This is a genomic window from Salinicola halophilus (assembly GCF_003206155.1).
Lineage (GTDB): Bacteria > Pseudomonadota > Gammaproteobacteria > Pseudomonadales > Halomonadaceae > Salinicola > Salinicola halophilus.
This window is the reverse complement of record NZ_PZJV01000001.1, coordinates 875,274-888,444: the sequence shown is the minus strand read 5'-3', so window position 1 is coordinate 888,444 and position 13,171 is coordinate 875,274. Positions and strand designations below refer to the sequence as shown.

Here is a 13,171-nt window from a genome sequence, read left to right as displayed (position 1 = left end):
GCCGGATCGCCTAAAGTGAGTCGAAATCGATTCTCGATCAGTGACTTGCTAAGGAGTCAGACATGGATGCCTTGGAACTGCTTCATCAGCGCCGTTCGGCGGGTAAGCTGGCAGATCCCGCCCCGTCGGCGGTACAGCTCGACGCGCTCTATCGTGCCGCACTTCGCGCGCCAGACCACAAGGAGATGAAGCCTTACCGCTTCATCGAGTTCAGCGGGGCGGGGCTCGACCGGCTGGGGGATATCTTCGCCGAGTCCGACCGCCAGTCCGAGCCCGATATCAGCGACAAGCATCTCGCCTCGGCGCGCAAGAAGGCTAAACGTGCCCCGATGATCATTGCCGTGATTGCCGACATCACGCCCGACAGCAAGAAAGTGCCGCCAGTCGAGCAGATCATCACCGCCGGCTGCGCCGCTCATGCCATGCTTTATGCGGCCTATGCGCAAGGCCTGGGCGCCATGTGGCGCACGGGCACCTATGCCCATGACCGTCGGGTGTGGAAAGCGCTGGGTCTTGGCAAAAACGAAGAATTGCTCGGCTACCTTTATCTGGGGCAACCCGCAGGGAAGCTCCGGGGCGCGCCCAAGGAGGCCTACGACAAGTTCGTCGAGCGCTGGAACGGGTAAGAAAAGTCCGGTGAGTCAAAAAATGGCTTGCGATCACGGGTTTAGCTCGATATTATGTGCGCCGTTCTGAAGGAGGCGTTACACACGCCGAAAGCGGAATGACAATGCGGAGGGGTGTCCGAGTGGTCGAAGGAGCACGCCTGGAAAGTGTGTAAGTCGAAAGGCTTCGAGGGTTCGAATCCCTCCCCCTCCGCCACGAATTGAAAAGAACCGGCTCTCAGTGGCCGGTTTTTTCATGCCTGGAATTAGGCATCAGTTAAGGGGAGTGGATGAGAACCCTCCGGTTCGACCCGAGGCGCTCGCGGTTTTGGTGTTCGAGCGCCGACAAACGGCCTCGCGAAGCGAGCCGATAATCCCTCCCCCTCCGCCACGAATTGAAAAGAACCGGCTCTCGGTGGCCGGTTTTTTCATGCCTGGAGGAAAGGTCTGGCCGGCGTAACGGGATGGCGGCAGGTAAGCGGCGTGAGCCGGCGAACGACGCCGGCTTCGGAGTGACAGCGTTCTGTTCCAGACCAGAGGAAGCGGGTAACGCTGCCCGGCCGAGCCCGATCGATGGGGTTCGTGGCGCTAGCGTTACGTGGCATGGGCCGCGAATGCGCGCTTGGCGGCGGCGATGGCGTTGATCGCCGCGGGGACGCCCGCGTAGACGGCAACCTGCAGCAGCGTTTCGACGATCTCTTCACGCGACACACCGACGTTCAGCGCGCCGCGAACGTGAAATTCGAGCTGACCCGAAGCCGTGCCCATGGCGGCGAGCATCGCGACAGTGAGCAGCTCGCGTGTCGGGAGGGCCAGCCCTTGTCGTGAGACGACGTCGGTAAAGCCGAAGCCGAGCAGAATCTCCAGCGCCTCGGCATCGAAGTCATCGAGATTGGCGGCGACTTTCTCAGGGGCCGTCGCCTCCAGGCGAGCCAGCAGCGCCAGCGCCTGGCGGCGGCGGGAGGTTTCAGTGTCACTCATGCATCGACCCCCTTCATGCCTTCAGCGCTATACCGCGCCCCCTCGACGCGCGTGGCCGAGACGGCCTCTTCGAGCGCACGGCATTCGGTATCGCTCAAGCGGATATCCAGCGACGCGGCATTCTCCTCCAGATAGGTGAGACGTTTGGTGCCAGGAATCGGCAGGATGTCAGTCCCCTGCGCCAGTAGCCAGGCCAGCGAAAGCTGAGCTGCGCTGCATTCTTTGTCAGCCGCTATTCTTTCGACCGTTTCCGCGATGGGCCGGTTGGCCGCCAACGCGCTCGGCGTGAACCGGGGTAGGTTGGGACGGAAATCGTCGGCATCGAAAGCGCTCTCGTCGGTGAAGCGTCCGGCAAGAAAACCGCGTCCGAGCGGCGAGTAGGGCACGACCCCGACCCCCAGCTCACGACAGGTCGGTAAAACCTCTCGTTCCACCTCACGGCTCCAGAGTGAGTACTCGGTCTGCACTGCCGTAATGGGGTGAACGGCGTGCGCGCGTCTCAGGGTCGCTGCACTAACCTCACACAGACCGATGCCGCCGATCTTGCCGGCGCGAACCAGGGCCGCAAGCCCGTCGATCGTCTCCTCGATCGGCTGATCGCGATCGAGGCGATGAACGTAGTAGAGATCGATCCGCTCCACGCCGAGCCGTCTTAGCGATGCCTCGCAAGCCTCTCTGGCGTATTCCGGACGATTGTCGATGTGGCGCGCATATTCGCCGGGTTGACGCACGATGCCGAATTTCGACGCGATGCGAATCGGGGCTCGCGTCTCGGCGAGAAATCGACCGATGAGTGTCTCGTTGTGAAGAGGACCGTACATATCGGCGGTATCGAAGAAATCGATGCCTCGCTCGACGGCTCGAGACATCACCCGGAGCGAGTCGGCGTCATGTCGGGCGCCGTAGAACTCGCTCATGCCCATGCAGCCAAGCCCTAGCGCGGAAACCGTGAGGGACTGTCCCAGCGTTCGTCGTTCCATAGTCTTCTCTCTGTGGTGGGGCGCGAAACGGGAGCCAGGGTGGCATGATTCGAAATCGGTAAGTAGCTACGAAAATAGCAACCCGATTTTCAAAAATGGAAAACCGCCTGATGAACTGGGACGATACGCGTGACTTCTTGGCAGTGGCGAGACGGGGCACTCTGAGCGGCGCAGCGGGGGATCTCGAGACAAGTATCGCGACGCTGTCACGCCGGATCGAACGCCTCGAAAGATCGCTGAAGCTTACGCTTTTCGTGCGGCACCAAACGGGATACCGCCTGACCCGGGAGGGTATCGATTTAGTGGAGAAGGCCGAGGTATTGGAACGCGCCGCGCTCGCACTGATCGACGAGGCTGACAGGCACGCCCGGGTCGAAGGACGAGTGAGGCTGGCGACGGCGGAAAACTTCGCCACGGCATTACTGCTACCCGAGCTACCCGTATTACGCACGCGCTATCCGTCTCTCGAGCTGGAGCTGGTCACGGATATCGCGACCACGAACTTGCACCGTCGTGACGCGGATCTTGCCCTGCGGGTGGTCAGGCCCGAGCGCGGCAACGTGACTCTTCGCCGCGTGGGAACGTTGGGTTACGGGGTGTACGCCAGCCCAGCGTATATGGCACAACGAGAGACAGCTCGTCAGCCGGGCGTAAGCGTATCGGCTGAGGCTGCGCGTGAAGGCGCGGAGTGGTTTATTGGTTGGGACGAATCCTATGCGCATCTGCCGGCGTCACGGTGGCTATCGCAGCGCCAAGGAGGCGGTTCGCTCGCCCTCACGACGACCTCTCTCTCAGCGCAGGTGTCGGCGGCGAAGGCCGGGCTAGGGCTCGCAGTGCTGCCGCATTTTCTGGCGCGCGAGTCAGGATTGGTCTGTCGGGAGGATGCGCCGACGCTCGATCAGCCCATCTACTTGGTCATTCACGCCGATCTCGTCAGTGCCCCACGGATTCGCGCCGTTGCCGACTTTCTCCTCGAACTCGTGACGAGGAACGCGACACGTCTCGAGCGGGGTGAGTGAGGGTGCTTTCGCGACCGGATGCGAGGCGTCGACGGCCCCAACTCCTACAGATTGACCAGGCAATTCAGCCCGTGACCAGGCGACCGAAGATCGATAATGACGCGGGGACAACCCCTGCGTACTTACCCGGCCTTCGGGCCGGGGTTTTTTACCTACCACTCGCTCTCACTGATGGCAGACTTTCGGGAAGGCGCTCGTCATGCGCGCTTGCTCTGCCTCTCGAGCTCGTATGTCACCGTTTCTTGCCGGTCTGTTTCCGTTTCCAAAGCGCTTGTCGGTGATAAATTCCGGTCCCCGGCGGGCCAGCATGGCTGTGTATGCCCCGGCGACTCATCACCAGATTGGCGCCACGTGGACCGATCGATAGAGCGGGCCCGCCTTTCCCCATGCGAAGTCTCAAGCCGGGGGCGAGGCGCCACGTACGTCGGAAGTGAAGTCCCATCTGCTTTTCCTCGTGAAGTATCGATCCGTTGACCCGAGACGTACCACCGGGTTCCAGTCAGCCCAGGTTGAGCCTGGGTTTCTTATCGCCGTCGCTGTCCCGGGCGATGCGACAGGCGGGGAGCGAGAATTCGCCAGGCCGGGCCGCCGGGCGCCAGAAACGCGAGTAGCGTGCAAGCCAAGGCTGGCGAGGCGACATCGAGTATCGAGTCGGGGGACCAGTGGTGAAACAGGCCGTAGAAATAGTCGACCTGCTTGGGGCCGCCGCCAGCGTACTCGTGTTGCGCAATTTCGCGCCCGAGAAAAACCGCAACGATCAGAGAGCCCGCGACCCAACGACCCACTAACGGCCAGAGTAGGCATTGAATACCGATCGCGATGACGATGTGCTCGAGGTGAGAGGCGTTCATTCGCAACCGGCCGATTGGAAAGGAGAGGGTAGGGTAGAGGGGCGCACGTGTAGGCAATATCCTACAACAAGTGAGGGTCATGACCTCTAGTGACGGATTGCCCTGTCTTTTATCTTGATCGCTCGTTGTAGATCCTTATTTCCCCGTGCCTCGTGCCGGGGATTTTTTTGCCTCAAATACGCTGTCGATACACCAGTGCATCGTCGATACGCGGGAGAGGAGGGCAACGAGGCACCGCCTCGGGCGAGGGTCTCGGAGTAGAGCCAACGGTGGCAGGCCGATGTAGCGAGAAGGCGAACTGCCGCAAAAACGCCACGTCGTACGTCGTCGACATCGTGCTGGTTGCCAAACCTCGGTAGCCGGCTTTACCATGCCTGCGGCCTTGCGGGTGTAGCTCAATGGTAGAGCAGAAGCTTCCCAAGCTTAAGACGAGGGTTCGATTCCCTTCACCCGCTCCAATGGCCCCTACCTTCAACCGTCTGACGTACCCGCATCAGGCGCGCTCATCACGCTCAGGCACCGCCTAACCATCGGTCACCGAATACGATTCGTACGACTCTTGAGCCGCCGATGAACGGCGCTCTTGAATGCCGCGGTAAACTGGGACGATTCCGACCTTGATATCTGACGCTGGCGTACCAAGATTGAGGGTGTGACACAAGGGCGCCGAGAGGATTCAACGGCGCGTTTCACTGAGCAGTGACGAAGGACATGACACATGAGCAGTGCAAAGACTCGTAACATCAAAGATGCCAAGGCGACGACGGGCAATCTCTATCCGACCCGCATCGATCTTCCCGAAGAGCAGCGGGCCAAGATCGTCGCGTTGATGAATCAGCGTCTGGCCGAGACCATCGACCTGTCATTGGCCATCAAGCAAGCCCACTGGAACCTCAAGGGGCTGCAGTTCATCGGCGTCCACGAGATGCTCGACGGATTTCGCACCGCCGTCGATGGTCATGTCGATGAGATTGCCGAGCGTCTGGTCCAGCTGGGCGGCACGGCCCACGGGACGGCTCAGGACGTCAGCAATACGACGAGCCTGAAGGCCTACCCGACCGATATTCACAAGGTTCCCGATCACCTCAAGGCGTTGGCAGATCACTACGGCAGCGTCGCCAATGCCGTTCGTCAGTCTATCGACGAAACCAGCGAGCTCGGGGATGAGGATACATCGGATCTTCTTACCGGCGTGTCGCGCACGCTCGACAGCAACCTCTGGTTCATCGAGGCACATCTGCAGGAGTAATCTGCTTCGCTGTAGAAGACGTCTCACGGCGGCGATACCCTCGCCGCCGTTTTTTTTGTTTTTGTCGAAGAGGCTACCGGGTTCGCGGCGAGCAGTCGGGGCGCTCTCGATGAGACAAGCGACGCGAATCCGGCAGGTAAAAACGAGCGATGACGTTGATCAACACACTGCTGCTCTTCATGGCGACCGCTGTCGCGGAGATCGTCGGTTGCTACCTGCCTTACCTTTGGCTCAAGCAGGGCAAATCGGCTTGGCTGCTGATTCCTGCAGCGGCGAGCCTGACGCTGTTCGTTTGGTTGCTCACTCTTCACCCGATGCCGGCGGGGCGCACCTATGCCGCTTATGGCGGGGTCTACGTCCTGGTTGCCATCGGTTGGTTATGGGCAGTCGACGGTATCATGCCCTCTCACTGGGATATCGTCGGCGTTCTCGTGGCGCTACTCGGTATGGCGATTATCGTTCTCGCCCCCGGTCATTGATGATCGGATGGCGATCTCGACCCGTGGTTGCGGTTCGGACCTGACAGTCTGGATGGCGACGTATTCATACCCTCCAAGATCGCCAGCGAGCCGATAAAAGAAAGTCTCGGCGAGTCGATGTCGATGCACTGAGGGCGGTCGAGCGGCGTGACAGTGAGCCGCACTTAAGAAGCGGTTCGGGAGGCGTGATGACGCCAACTCAACAGCGCGTGGCTTTGACTGATCTGAATCACGCGAATGTCCCTGTGGCCCTCGAGATGCTCGAGCGCCGCTGTCCAATCTTCCGGTGACTCCTGATGAGCGCGCTCGACCACCAGCTGGGAGCGGCACTGGTTTTCCGCGCGAAGAATATACGAGCCTAGCTTGCGACTGAGGCGAGTATAAGAGGAAGGAAAGGGGAGGATCATCGTTGCTCCACGAGCCGAGTGGCGTACTACTGTCTATGCATACAGTATGCGCTCGGTGATCGGTACGGCGCAACACGAGCGTGGTATCCCCGCCACACCCGCGCGTCTCCTGAGCGTCTACCTCTCACAATTGTCACGCGACCCGCCATATTACCCCTGCCGAATCCCGTGAAGCCAATTCACTGTTTGGACTCGATCAGGAAAGGGCGACGATTAGCGCTTGGGCGGTGCTTTCGTGTTGGTCGTGGAGCGGCGGCGCTGAAAGCCATCGTAGGCCTTCTGCGCCGTCTGCTTGGCCTTTTCACGATTCTCTGGCTTTCGAAACCAGTTGGCGATGGCTGCGCCGAGGATCTTTTTCATGATTGGCTCCTGGTCGTATGGATTCGTGATCGTTCAGGTAGGCGTTTCCGGTGGGGCTTGTGGCCTGGAATGTCTCAGTCGGCGCTACCGATAGGCGCACTATCGTCGCCGTTGAGCCGCTCGGCCTCCATTTCGGCCTCTTCCTCGAACGCATGCCGAGACATGATCCAGCGATCATCTGGCGTCTCGTCGTAATGCTCGTCTACAACAAGCCATTCCGGTGCCTGCTGCGATGCGTTGGCGGTCGAATGTCTTACGCTGAAGTGACTCATGATGTCATTCCACTGAAATTTCAGTATCAGCATAGTCACTAACCGGATTCGACTCGAATCGGAGACGATTTCGACTTCGCTTCACCGCCATGAAAACGGGGCCGTCAGGCCCCGTGGTGGGAGGAGTCGATCGCGGCGCTATCCCGGCATCGACACCTTACTGGGTCTTGAGGGCGTCACCGGCCTGCACGCTTTGGCCCTGTGCGTTGAGCTCGTCCAATGCCGGTGCGTTAGCTATCCCAGTGGCTTCGTCGGTTTCGGCTTGAACGGCATCGAGCGCTTCGTTGGTGGCATCGCTATGGCCGCTATGACTGCTCTCGCTCGAGTCGCCACTGGCGGTAATGCCTGACCCTGCCGCCAAGGGCTCGTCATTGGCGTCGTAGGCCTCCTGCATGGCGGCGCTTTGGGCGAAAGCACTCCCGGCACTGAAGGCCAGTAGGGTGGCCAATGAAGCCGCGGCAATGACTGTTTTCATTTTGATATCCTCATACGCAAACGCGTTGTAAAAAGAATGTAACCAAGATCGAATCTAGCCGGTTAGCCGAATTTTACTGAGAGATTTCGATCGAGTTCGGACCTTTAGGCGCCAAGTCAGGAGTATTGGGCGTGTGGGCTATGCTGACTGGGTGCCGAGATGCCCAACGCGGCGCGGGGACTCGTTATTCGGATTGAATTCGTCACGATCGACTCCATATAGAGAGCTGCGACCGCGTGGACTCGCGGTTCGCCGAACGCTGGAGGTTACTGATGAACGCAAGAGACTATCTCGCCAAGCAGGGCATATCGCTCGATAGAGACGAAGCCAAGCCTCAGTCGCTCGAGGAGAAAGCCTGGGCGCGAGCTCAGGCAGCCGCCGAGCATGGCCCACGAAGCGGGACCCCTCACGACTGGGAGGATTGGGAGCGACATCACGAGGCGCTCGCATCGAATTCCGAGTCGCTCGTGACCAAGAAGCGAAAGCGTCACGAGAGCGATGACGAATCCGAAACGCCTTGAATTCAAGACGTTGTCGGTGGATCGAGCAATTCACGTCTATGCTGGGTGAGGGCCGAAGCGAGATCGGTACCGAATTCGGGGTGAGCGCGAGTCAATAACTCGCGACGTTATCAAGATAAGGCAGCGCAACGGACTGTTCTCCAAGCGGTGTCAAATAGAGCAATGGAGGCTACATGGACATTATTCGCATCATCTTCGCCGTTATCCTGCCGCCGGTCGGCGTCTTCCTGCAGGTCGGTCTGGGTCTGCAGTTCTGGATCAACATCGTGCTGACGCTGCTGGGCTACATTCCCGGTATCATCCACGCTATCTGGATCATTGCCCGGCGCTGAATCGACGCGAGTGGACGAACGGCTTCCCAAGGGAAGCCGTTTTCGTTTTCGGGTCGAAACCTCTCGGTGGGTTGCCGACCGTCGACGCGCCGGCTGGGTCTCGGGCGGTGACAAGACCGAACGTCTTCGACGCTACCCGCCCTGACCCGACCCAGTCAGCCTATCGGTAGCGATAGTGCAGGCGCTCGTCTTTTCTGGGCCCTGCGATATGCCAGTGCAAGTCGAACCCCGCATTGTCCAGCAGGACTTCCGCGCTGTAGGCGTCAGCCCCACACTGATGTGCCGTCTCGCTGACCAAGCGAGTATCCCCGACGGCCACGAGGTCGAACAGAGCGACCGCTGCCTCTACTCCCCGGCGTTCGTGAGAGAGCGAGATCCGCCGCTCGCCGATTCGCCAACGATAGACGTTACCCATGGTGACCGGGCAGGACTGCCCCCTGAGCAAGAAACTTCCCGATTCGATGAAATGGATCGCGTCGCCTCGTCGCGAGGCGGTAACGGTTCCGTACCCGTCACCGATCCAGCCGGTTTTCGAGTGTTCCCCGGGGGTCGCTGAGAATTCGAACCTCTCGATACTGGTCAGTATCTCAGTCAGACGTATAATGGCAGTCAACTTTAAAATCCTGGAATGTTAACAGCGTATGGTTTATCTCACTGGCGTCACGCTGCTGTGGGCGTTTTCCTACAGTCTGATCGGAGTCTATCTTTCCGGGCAAGTCGACAGCTACTTTGCGGTATTGACGCGTATTGCGCTGGCGAGCCTGGTCTTCTTGCCGTTGCTGAGACCTCGATCGATTCCCTGGGCCGTGCGTCTAGGGCTAATGGCGATCGGTGCGATCCAGCTCGGCGTCATGTACCTCTTCTTCTACCAGTCGTTTTTACTGCTCAGCGTGCCGGAAGTATTGCTGTTCACGATCTTCACGCCTCTCTACATCACGCTGATCGATGACGGTCTCGCCAAGCGTTTTTCGCCGCGCTATCTGGTCGTGGCGGGGCTCGCCGTCGCGGGCGCAGCGGTGATTCGCTTCGAGGGCATCACGGCCGATTTCTGGCTCGGCTTTCTGGTCGTGCAGGGTGCCAACATCGCTTTCGCTTTCGGCCAGGTGGGTTATCGCCACCTATCGGCGCGTCTGCCGAGCGACATCGCGAGTCGTCATCTCTTCGGCTGGTTCTATCTCGGTGCGCTCTGCGTCGCCCTGCCGGCGTTCTGGCTACTGGGCGATGCGACTCGGTTGCCGACTCTCACGGTACAGTGGGTCGTTCTGACCTGGCTTGGCGTCGTCGCTTCCGGGCTCGGCTACTTTCTCTGGAATAGCGGCGCCTGCCGCGTCGATGCGGGCACGCTCGCCGTCATGAACAACGCGCTCATTCCGGCCGGGCTGGTGGTCAATCTGCTGATCTGGAATCGGGATGCGGATCTCGTGCGTCTGACGCTCGGTGCCCTCATCATCGGGGCTTCGCTCTGGCTCAATGCGTGTTGGGCTCGACGTCGGCGGCAGTCTATCGCTTCGCCTCAAGGTGATCCGGTGTCAGCGGGATCATCGGTGGCCAGGCGTTCTTGACCACGAACAGCCGTGCACTACGTTCGTCGGGGAGCGTCAGGCGGCAGTGCACCGGCGCCAGCTGCCGTGCGAAGTGCGCGGCAAGCGCTTCGCCCAGCGTGTCGAGCGTGAGCTGGGGTTCGAACTGTGTCGCCAGCCAGTGCGGTTTTTGCAGGATCGCCGCGCGAGTCCCCGTCGGTAGTGCTGCGGCCAGCCGGGGCCACTCGGCGTGGCGACACCAGAGCCCCTGAAGCACGCTCTCGTCACTGCCGTTCGGCAACGCCAGCCGCTGGTTCCACGGGTGATAGAGACAGCCTGGCATGATGACGTGCTGCTGCAGGGGTGGGGTCGAAGCCTTCGACGCCGGGGCGGGCATCAGCGCTGCCAGATGAGCACGCGCCGGCGTCGAGTGTCCCATGGGCAACTGATGCTGCCTCAGACGGTGCGTCTTGATCGCCAATGAGTCGAAACTGCCGATGCCGATCCAGCGGCCCTTTGCTCGGCTGTCACCGGGGCCCGTCGCGAGCCCCAGGAAGAACTTGATCGCAAGCTCGGCGTGATGGGGCACCGGTGGCAGCGCCACCGTGTGAGGCAGGCGATGAGCGAAGAGCAGATCGAGCTCGCCCCGAGTCTGCGATCCCTCTCTCAGGGCGACGTTGTGTCCGAGCAGACGCGTCCGCGGGGCATGGCTCAGGATCCACTGCCATAGCGCTTCGTGATAGAAGCCCAGGCGGGCGCGGCCACGCTGGCCGAGGCGAGCCTGGAACGTCGCCTCCATAGGCTCCTGTGCGGCGAGCCAGGCTCGGCGCCGGCCGTCGTCGCCGAGTCCCAGCGTCTCGAGCGTCGGTTTGCCGGCGTAACGTTCGGCCGGGGGCGAGCGGTCGACGGACGTCATGTCCGCGGCATGCAACAGCCAGGCGATATCCCGAACCCAGGGGCGATGAAGCCCGGCGAGATCCTCGCGCAACGCGCTGGGTTGGTGTCGGAACACGCCGAGCGGAGCGGTCAGCTCGGCGGGTTTGGCGTCATCCGGGGAGACGATAGAAACGAAACTCCTGCGTCTGCGTGGTCATCGGCAGCTCGGAAAACCAGCCCGGCGAGATGTGGCGGTCGTGGAAGAAGAGCGCCCCCCGGGTGCGGTCCGGCAAGGTGCCGTTGAGTGCCTGGCGGGCGACGTCGAGGGCCAGCGTGTATTCGTCGAGCTCTGAGGCGTCGTCGGGGCGGCCGTCGCACCACCAGGAGAACTGGCACTGGCCGCTCTCGGAGCCCTGCTGGACCACGTCACACAGCGTCGACGGGAAGAGTCTGTTGCTCAGCCGGTTCATGATGACGTTGGCGACCGCCTCCATCTCCTCGCGCGGGGTACCCTTGGCTTCCCAGTAGATCGACCGCGCCAGGCACGAGATGGCATCGTCGAGCGGCGCGGTACCGTCAGGATCGACGGCGATGACCCCGGTCAGCGTCAGGCGGGCGTCGGGTGCGGCCGGCGGTATCTCGGCCGCCGTCGCTGCGCGCTTCTCCAGCGCATCGGCCTTCTCCAGGGCAACGTCCGCGGGGGCATCGGCATGGGCGGTCGGCAGTAACAGCGCCGAAGTCATCAGCACCCCGGCCAACGCCGCCCTCAATCGCTCTCGAACGCGCCGCCAGCGCTCATGCCCGTTTGCCGCCCGCATTACGCATCTGCACTCAGTGTCTGAATGACCTCGAAACCTTCGAACTTGGGCGGGCCGAGATAGAGACCTTCGCGCCGGCTTTGACCGGCGTTGGTGTGTGCGGCGCGAAACGCCTCGGAGTGGGTCCAGGCCTCGAAGTCCTCACGCGAGCGCCAGATCGTGTGCGATGCGTAGAGAACGTGATCCTCCTCTTGCGGACCGCGCAGCATATGAAACTCGACGAATCCCGCCAGCCCTTGGAGATGGCTCTCCCGTTCTAGCCAGATGGCTTCGAATTCGTCGGTGCGTTCCGGGGTGACACGAAAGCGGTTCATCGCGATGAACATGAGACGGCTCCTGGTAAGGGTCCTGGTGGCGAGTAGCGCGACGCAGCAAAGATCCTAACCTAACACGCCGACACCGGGTCGATCTCGATCCGGGCGATCGGGCGTGTTGACCTCGTCTGGCGTCAGTGGGCTAATTCCGTCAACACGCACAACGCGACGCTCTCCTATGGATATTCCGCATCAGCGCCTGGTCTACTTTCGCGTGACGATCGAGTCGGGTTCGCTGCGCAAGGCCGCGGCAAGACTCGACATCGCGCCGTCGGCCGTCAGTCGTCAGATCTCCCTACTGGAAACCGCCTTCGGCGCCAGCCTGCTCGAGCGTACCTCTCGCGGCATCCGGCCGACGCCGACCGGCGAGATGGTGCTGGAGTACTGTCACCGCCGCGGCGCGCTGGACGACGACTTCATCGCCCGCCTCGAGGCACATCAGCGGCTCGAAACGGGCACCATCTCGCTGGTCGTCGGAGAAGGCTTCATCGGCGATCTCATCGACGCGCCGCTCAAGGCGTTCGCCGAGCGCTACCGGGGCATTCGCCTGGACATCGAGCAGGCGGGTACCGACGAGATCATCGACGCCGTGGTGGATGACCGCGCGCACATCGGGCTGATGTTCCATGAGCGCGTGCATCCGCAGGTGCGGTTCTGGGCCTCCAGCGGCCAGCCGCTGATGGCGATCGTGCCCGCAGGGCATACGCTGGCGGCCTCGACCGAGCCGCTCACGCTGACGACGCTCTGTGAGGCCCCGATGGCGCTGTGGCGAGTGGGCCATGGCGTGCGGCGACTGGTCGACGACGCCTTTGCCAGCGCCCATCTGCATCCGCGAGTCGCGCTCGAGACGAACTCGATAGCGGTGCTTCGCCGGGCCGTGGTGGCGGGAATCGCCGTAACCCTGCTCCCCCGCTTTGCCGTGGCGCAAGAGCTCGCCGAAGGGAGCGTGGTGGCGATGCCGGTCGCCTGCCGGGCTTTCCAGAGCTCGCAGTCGCACATGATCACGCGGGTGGGGCGGCGTCAGCCGCAGGCGAGCCTCAAACTCCTGCGCCATCTGAGCGGCTGGATGCAGGCCTTCCGTCAGTACCGTGACTAGGGGCGTCGCGTGACCG

General features: G+C 61.7%; 18 protein-coding genes and 2 tRNA genes. 10 read left to right on the top strand and 10 right to left on the bottom strand.

Annotated elements, in window-relative coordinates; all coding sequences use genetic code 11:
* Positions 1–62: 62 nt before the first annotated feature.
* Positions 63–626, top strand: coding sequence for a nitroreductase family protein (locus tag DOM33_RS03995; protein ID WP_110666018.1), 564 nt, complete (start codon positions 63–65; stop codon positions 624–626).
* Between the two features lie 108 nt (positions 627–734).
* Positions 735–822, top strand: a tRNA-Ser gene (locus DOM33_RS03990).
* A 377-nt stretch (positions 823–1,199) separates the two neighbouring features.
* On the opposite strand, the gene DOM33_RS03985 is transcribed toward DOM33_RS03990, so the two are convergent.
* Positions 1,200–1,586 (bottom strand): carboxymuconolactone decarboxylase family protein, encoded by a 387-nt coding sequence (locus tag DOM33_RS03985; protein ID WP_110666016.1) that lies wholly within the window; start codon positions 1,584–1,586, stop codon positions 1,200–1,202.
* Complete coding sequence (locus DOM33_RS03980; RefSeq protein ID WP_110666013.1) at positions 1,583–2,566, bottom strand: aldo/keto reductase; 984 nt, start codon at positions 2,564–2,566, stop codon at positions 1,583–1,585. The genes DOM33_RS03985 and DOM33_RS03980 overlap by 4 nt, the downstream gene beginning before the upstream one ends.
* A gap of 110 nt (positions 2,567–2,676) precedes the next feature.
* Here DOM33_RS03980 and DOM33_RS03975 point away from each other — a divergent pair, with 110 nt between their 5' ends.
* Positions 2,677–3,585, top strand: a complete 909-nt coding sequence (locus DOM33_RS03975) for a LysR family transcriptional regulator (RefSeq protein WP_110666011.1) — start codon at positions 2,677–2,679, stop codon at positions 3,583–3,585.
* A gap of 232 nt (positions 3,586–3,817) precedes the next feature.
* On the opposite strand, the gene DOM33_RS16445 is transcribed toward DOM33_RS03975, so the two are convergent.
* Positions 3,818–4,027, bottom strand: coding sequence for a DUF4236 domain-containing protein (locus DOM33_RS16445; protein ID WP_110666009.1), 210 nt, complete (start codon positions 4,025–4,027; stop codon positions 3,818–3,820).
* Between the two features lie 793 nt (positions 4,028–4,820).
* Here DOM33_RS16445 and DOM33_RS03960 point away from each other — a divergent pair.
* From DOM33_RS03960 to DOM33_RS03950, 3 genes are all read left to right on the top strand, one after another.
* A tRNA-Gly gene (locus DOM33_RS03960) sits at positions 4,821–4,894 on the top strand.
* A gap of 260 nt (positions 4,895–5,154) precedes the next feature.
* Positions 5,155–5,685 (top strand): DNA starvation/stationary phase protection protein Dps, encoded by a 531-nt coding sequence (dps, locus tag DOM33_RS03955; protein WP_110666006.1) that lies wholly within the window; start codon positions 5,155–5,157, stop codon positions 5,683–5,685.
* A 149-nt stretch (positions 5,686–5,834) separates the two neighbouring features.
* Positions 5,835–6,164, top strand: coding sequence for a YnfA family protein (locus DOM33_RS03950; protein ID WP_204352601.1), 330 nt, complete (start codon positions 5,835–5,837; stop codon positions 6,162–6,164).
* A 620-nt stretch (positions 6,165–6,784) separates the two neighbouring features.
* Here DOM33_RS03950 and DOM33_RS16275 read toward each other — a convergent pair.
* The 3 genes from DOM33_RS16275 to DOM33_RS03935 form a co-directional block, all read right to left on the bottom strand.
* On the bottom strand, positions 6,785–6,931 hold the full coding sequence (locus DOM33_RS16275) for a hypothetical protein (RefSeq protein ID WP_204352600.1): 147 nt from the start codon (positions 6,929–6,931) through the stop codon (positions 6,785–6,787).
* Between the two features lie 74 nt (positions 6,932–7,005).
* A complete protein-coding gene (locus DOM33_RS03940; RefSeq protein ID WP_162617887.1) occupies positions 7,006–7,203 on the bottom strand; it encodes a hypothetical protein in 198 nt (65 codons plus the stop codon).
* Positions 7,204–7,360: 157 nt separating this feature from the next.
* Complete coding sequence (locus tag DOM33_RS03935; RefSeq protein WP_110666000.1) at positions 7,361–7,678, bottom strand: hypothetical protein; 318 nt, start codon at positions 7,676–7,678, stop codon at positions 7,361–7,363.
* Between the two features lie 272 nt (positions 7,679–7,950).
* On the opposite strand from DOM33_RS03935, the gene DOM33_RS03930 reads away from it, so the two are divergent.
* Together DOM33_RS03930 and DOM33_RS03925 are read left to right on the top strand one after the other, a co-directional pair.
* Positions 7,951–8,199, top strand: a complete 249-nt coding sequence (locus tag DOM33_RS03930; RefSeq protein WP_110665998.1) for a hypothetical protein — start codon at positions 7,951–7,953, stop codon at positions 8,197–8,199.
* Positions 8,200–8,372: 173 nt separating this feature from the next.
* Positions 8,373–8,531: a YqaE/Pmp3 family membrane protein gene (locus DOM33_RS03925; RefSeq protein WP_110665996.1), complete on the top strand. Its 159-nt coding sequence runs from the start codon at positions 8,373–8,375 to the stop codon at positions 8,529–8,531.
* 160 nt (positions 8,532–8,691) lie between these two features.
* On the opposite strand, the gene DOM33_RS16440 is transcribed toward DOM33_RS03925, so the two are convergent.
* On the bottom strand, positions 8,692–9,144 hold the full coding sequence (locus DOM33_RS16440) for a DUF6314 family protein (RefSeq protein WP_110665994.1): 453 nt from the start codon (positions 9,142–9,144) through the stop codon (positions 8,692–8,694).
* A gap of 28 nt (positions 9,145–9,172) precedes the next feature.
* Here DOM33_RS16440 and DOM33_RS03915 point away from each other — a divergent pair, with 28 nt between their 5' ends.
* Positions 9,173–10,093 carry a DMT family transporter gene (locus tag DOM33_RS03915; RefSeq protein ID WP_110665992.1) on the top strand — a complete coding sequence of 307 codons (921 nt, stop codon included), beginning with the start codon at positions 9,173–9,175 and terminating at the stop codon, positions 10,091–10,093.
* Here the strand turns inward: DOM33_RS03915 and DOM33_RS03910 are convergent.
* The 3 genes from DOM33_RS03910 to hmuQ form a co-directional block, all read right to left on the bottom strand.
* Positions 10,032–11,063 carry a DUF1853 family protein gene (locus DOM33_RS03910; protein WP_162617886.1) on the bottom strand — a complete coding sequence of 344 codons (1,032 nt, stop codon included), beginning with the start codon at positions 11,061–11,063 and terminating at the stop codon, positions 10,032–10,034. The two genes, DOM33_RS03915 and DOM33_RS03910, sit on opposite strands and share 62 nt — an antisense overlap.
* Positions 11,064–11,097: 34 nt before the next feature.
* A complete protein-coding gene (locus DOM33_RS03905; protein ID WP_110667505.1) occupies positions 11,098–11,670 on the bottom strand; it encodes a cell wall hydrolase in 573 nt (190 codons plus the stop codon).
* A 74-nt stretch (positions 11,671–11,744) separates the two neighbouring features.
* A complete protein-coding gene (gene hmuQ, locus DOM33_RS03900) occupies positions 11,745–12,071 on the bottom strand; it encodes a heme-degrading protein HmuQ (protein WP_110665988.1) in 327 nt (108 codons plus the stop codon).
* Between the two features lie 166 nt (positions 12,072–12,237).
* Here hmuQ and DOM33_RS03895 point away from each other — a divergent pair, with 166 nt between their 5' ends.
* On the top strand, positions 12,238–13,155 hold the full coding sequence (locus DOM33_RS03895) for a LysR family transcriptional regulator (protein ID WP_110665986.1): 918 nt from the start codon (positions 12,238–12,240) through the stop codon (positions 13,153–13,155).
* The last annotated feature ends 16 nt before the right edge of the window (positions 13,156–13,171 follow it).

Coding starts and splice junctions, on each gene's coding strand:
- DOM33_RS16275 (WP_204352600.1), bottom strand. CDS start 6,931: ATGAAAAAGATCCTCGGCGCAGCCATCGCCAACTGGTTTCGAAAGCCA.
- DOM33_RS03980 (WP_110666013.1), bottom strand. CDS start 2,566: ATGGAACGACGAACGCTGGGACAGTCCCTCACGGTTTCCGCGCTAGGG.
- DOM33_RS03985 (WP_110666016.1), bottom strand. CDS start 1,586: ATGAGTGACACTGAAACCTCCCGCCGCCGCCAGGCGCTGGCGCTGCTG.
- DOM33_RS03940 (WP_162617887.1), bottom strand. CDS start 7,203: ATGAGTCACTTCAGCGTAAGACATTCGACCGCCAACGCATCGCAGCAG.
- DOM33_RS16445 (WP_110666009.1), bottom strand. CDS start 4,027: ATGGGACTTCACTTCCGACGTACGTGGCGCCTCGCCCCCGGCTTGAGA.
- DOM33_RS03950 (WP_204352601.1), top strand. CDS start 5,835: ATGACGTTGATCAACACACTGCTGCTCTTCATGGCGACCGCTGTCGCG.
- DOM33_RS03915 (WP_110665992.1), top strand. CDS start 9,173: ATGGTTTATCTCACTGGCGTCACGCTGCTGTGGGCGTTTTCCTACAGT.
- dps (WP_110666006.1), top strand. CDS start 5,155: ATGAGCAGTGCAAAGACTCGTAACATCAAAGATGCCAAGGCGACGACG.
- DOM33_RS03895 (WP_110665986.1), top strand. CDS start 12,238: ATGGATATTCCGCATCAGCGCCTGGTCTACTTTCGCGTGACGATCGAG.
- DOM33_RS03975 (WP_110666011.1), top strand. CDS start 2,677: ATGAACTGGGACGATACGCGTGACTTCTTGGCAGTGGCGAGACGGGGC.
- hmuQ (WP_110665988.1), bottom strand. CDS start 12,071: ATGTTCATCGCGATGAACCGCTTTCGTGTCACCCCGGAACGCACCGAC.
- DOM33_RS03930 (WP_110665998.1), top strand. CDS start 7,951: ATGAACGCAAGAGACTATCTCGCCAAGCAGGGCATATCGCTCGATAGA.
- DOM33_RS03995 (WP_110666018.1), top strand. CDS start 63: ATGGATGCCTTGGAACTGCTTCATCAGCGCCGTTCGGCGGGTAAGCTG.
- DOM33_RS03925 (WP_110665996.1), top strand. CDS start 8,373: ATGGACATTATTCGCATCATCTTCGCCGTTATCCTGCCGCCGGTCGGC.
- DOM33_RS03935 (WP_110666000.1), bottom strand. CDS start 7,678: ATGAAAACAGTCATTGCCGCGGCTTCATTGGCCACCCTACTGGCCTTC.
- DOM33_RS03905 (WP_110667505.1), bottom strand. CDS start 11,670: ATGACTTCGGCGCTGTTACTGCCGACCGCCCATGCCGATGCCCCCGCG.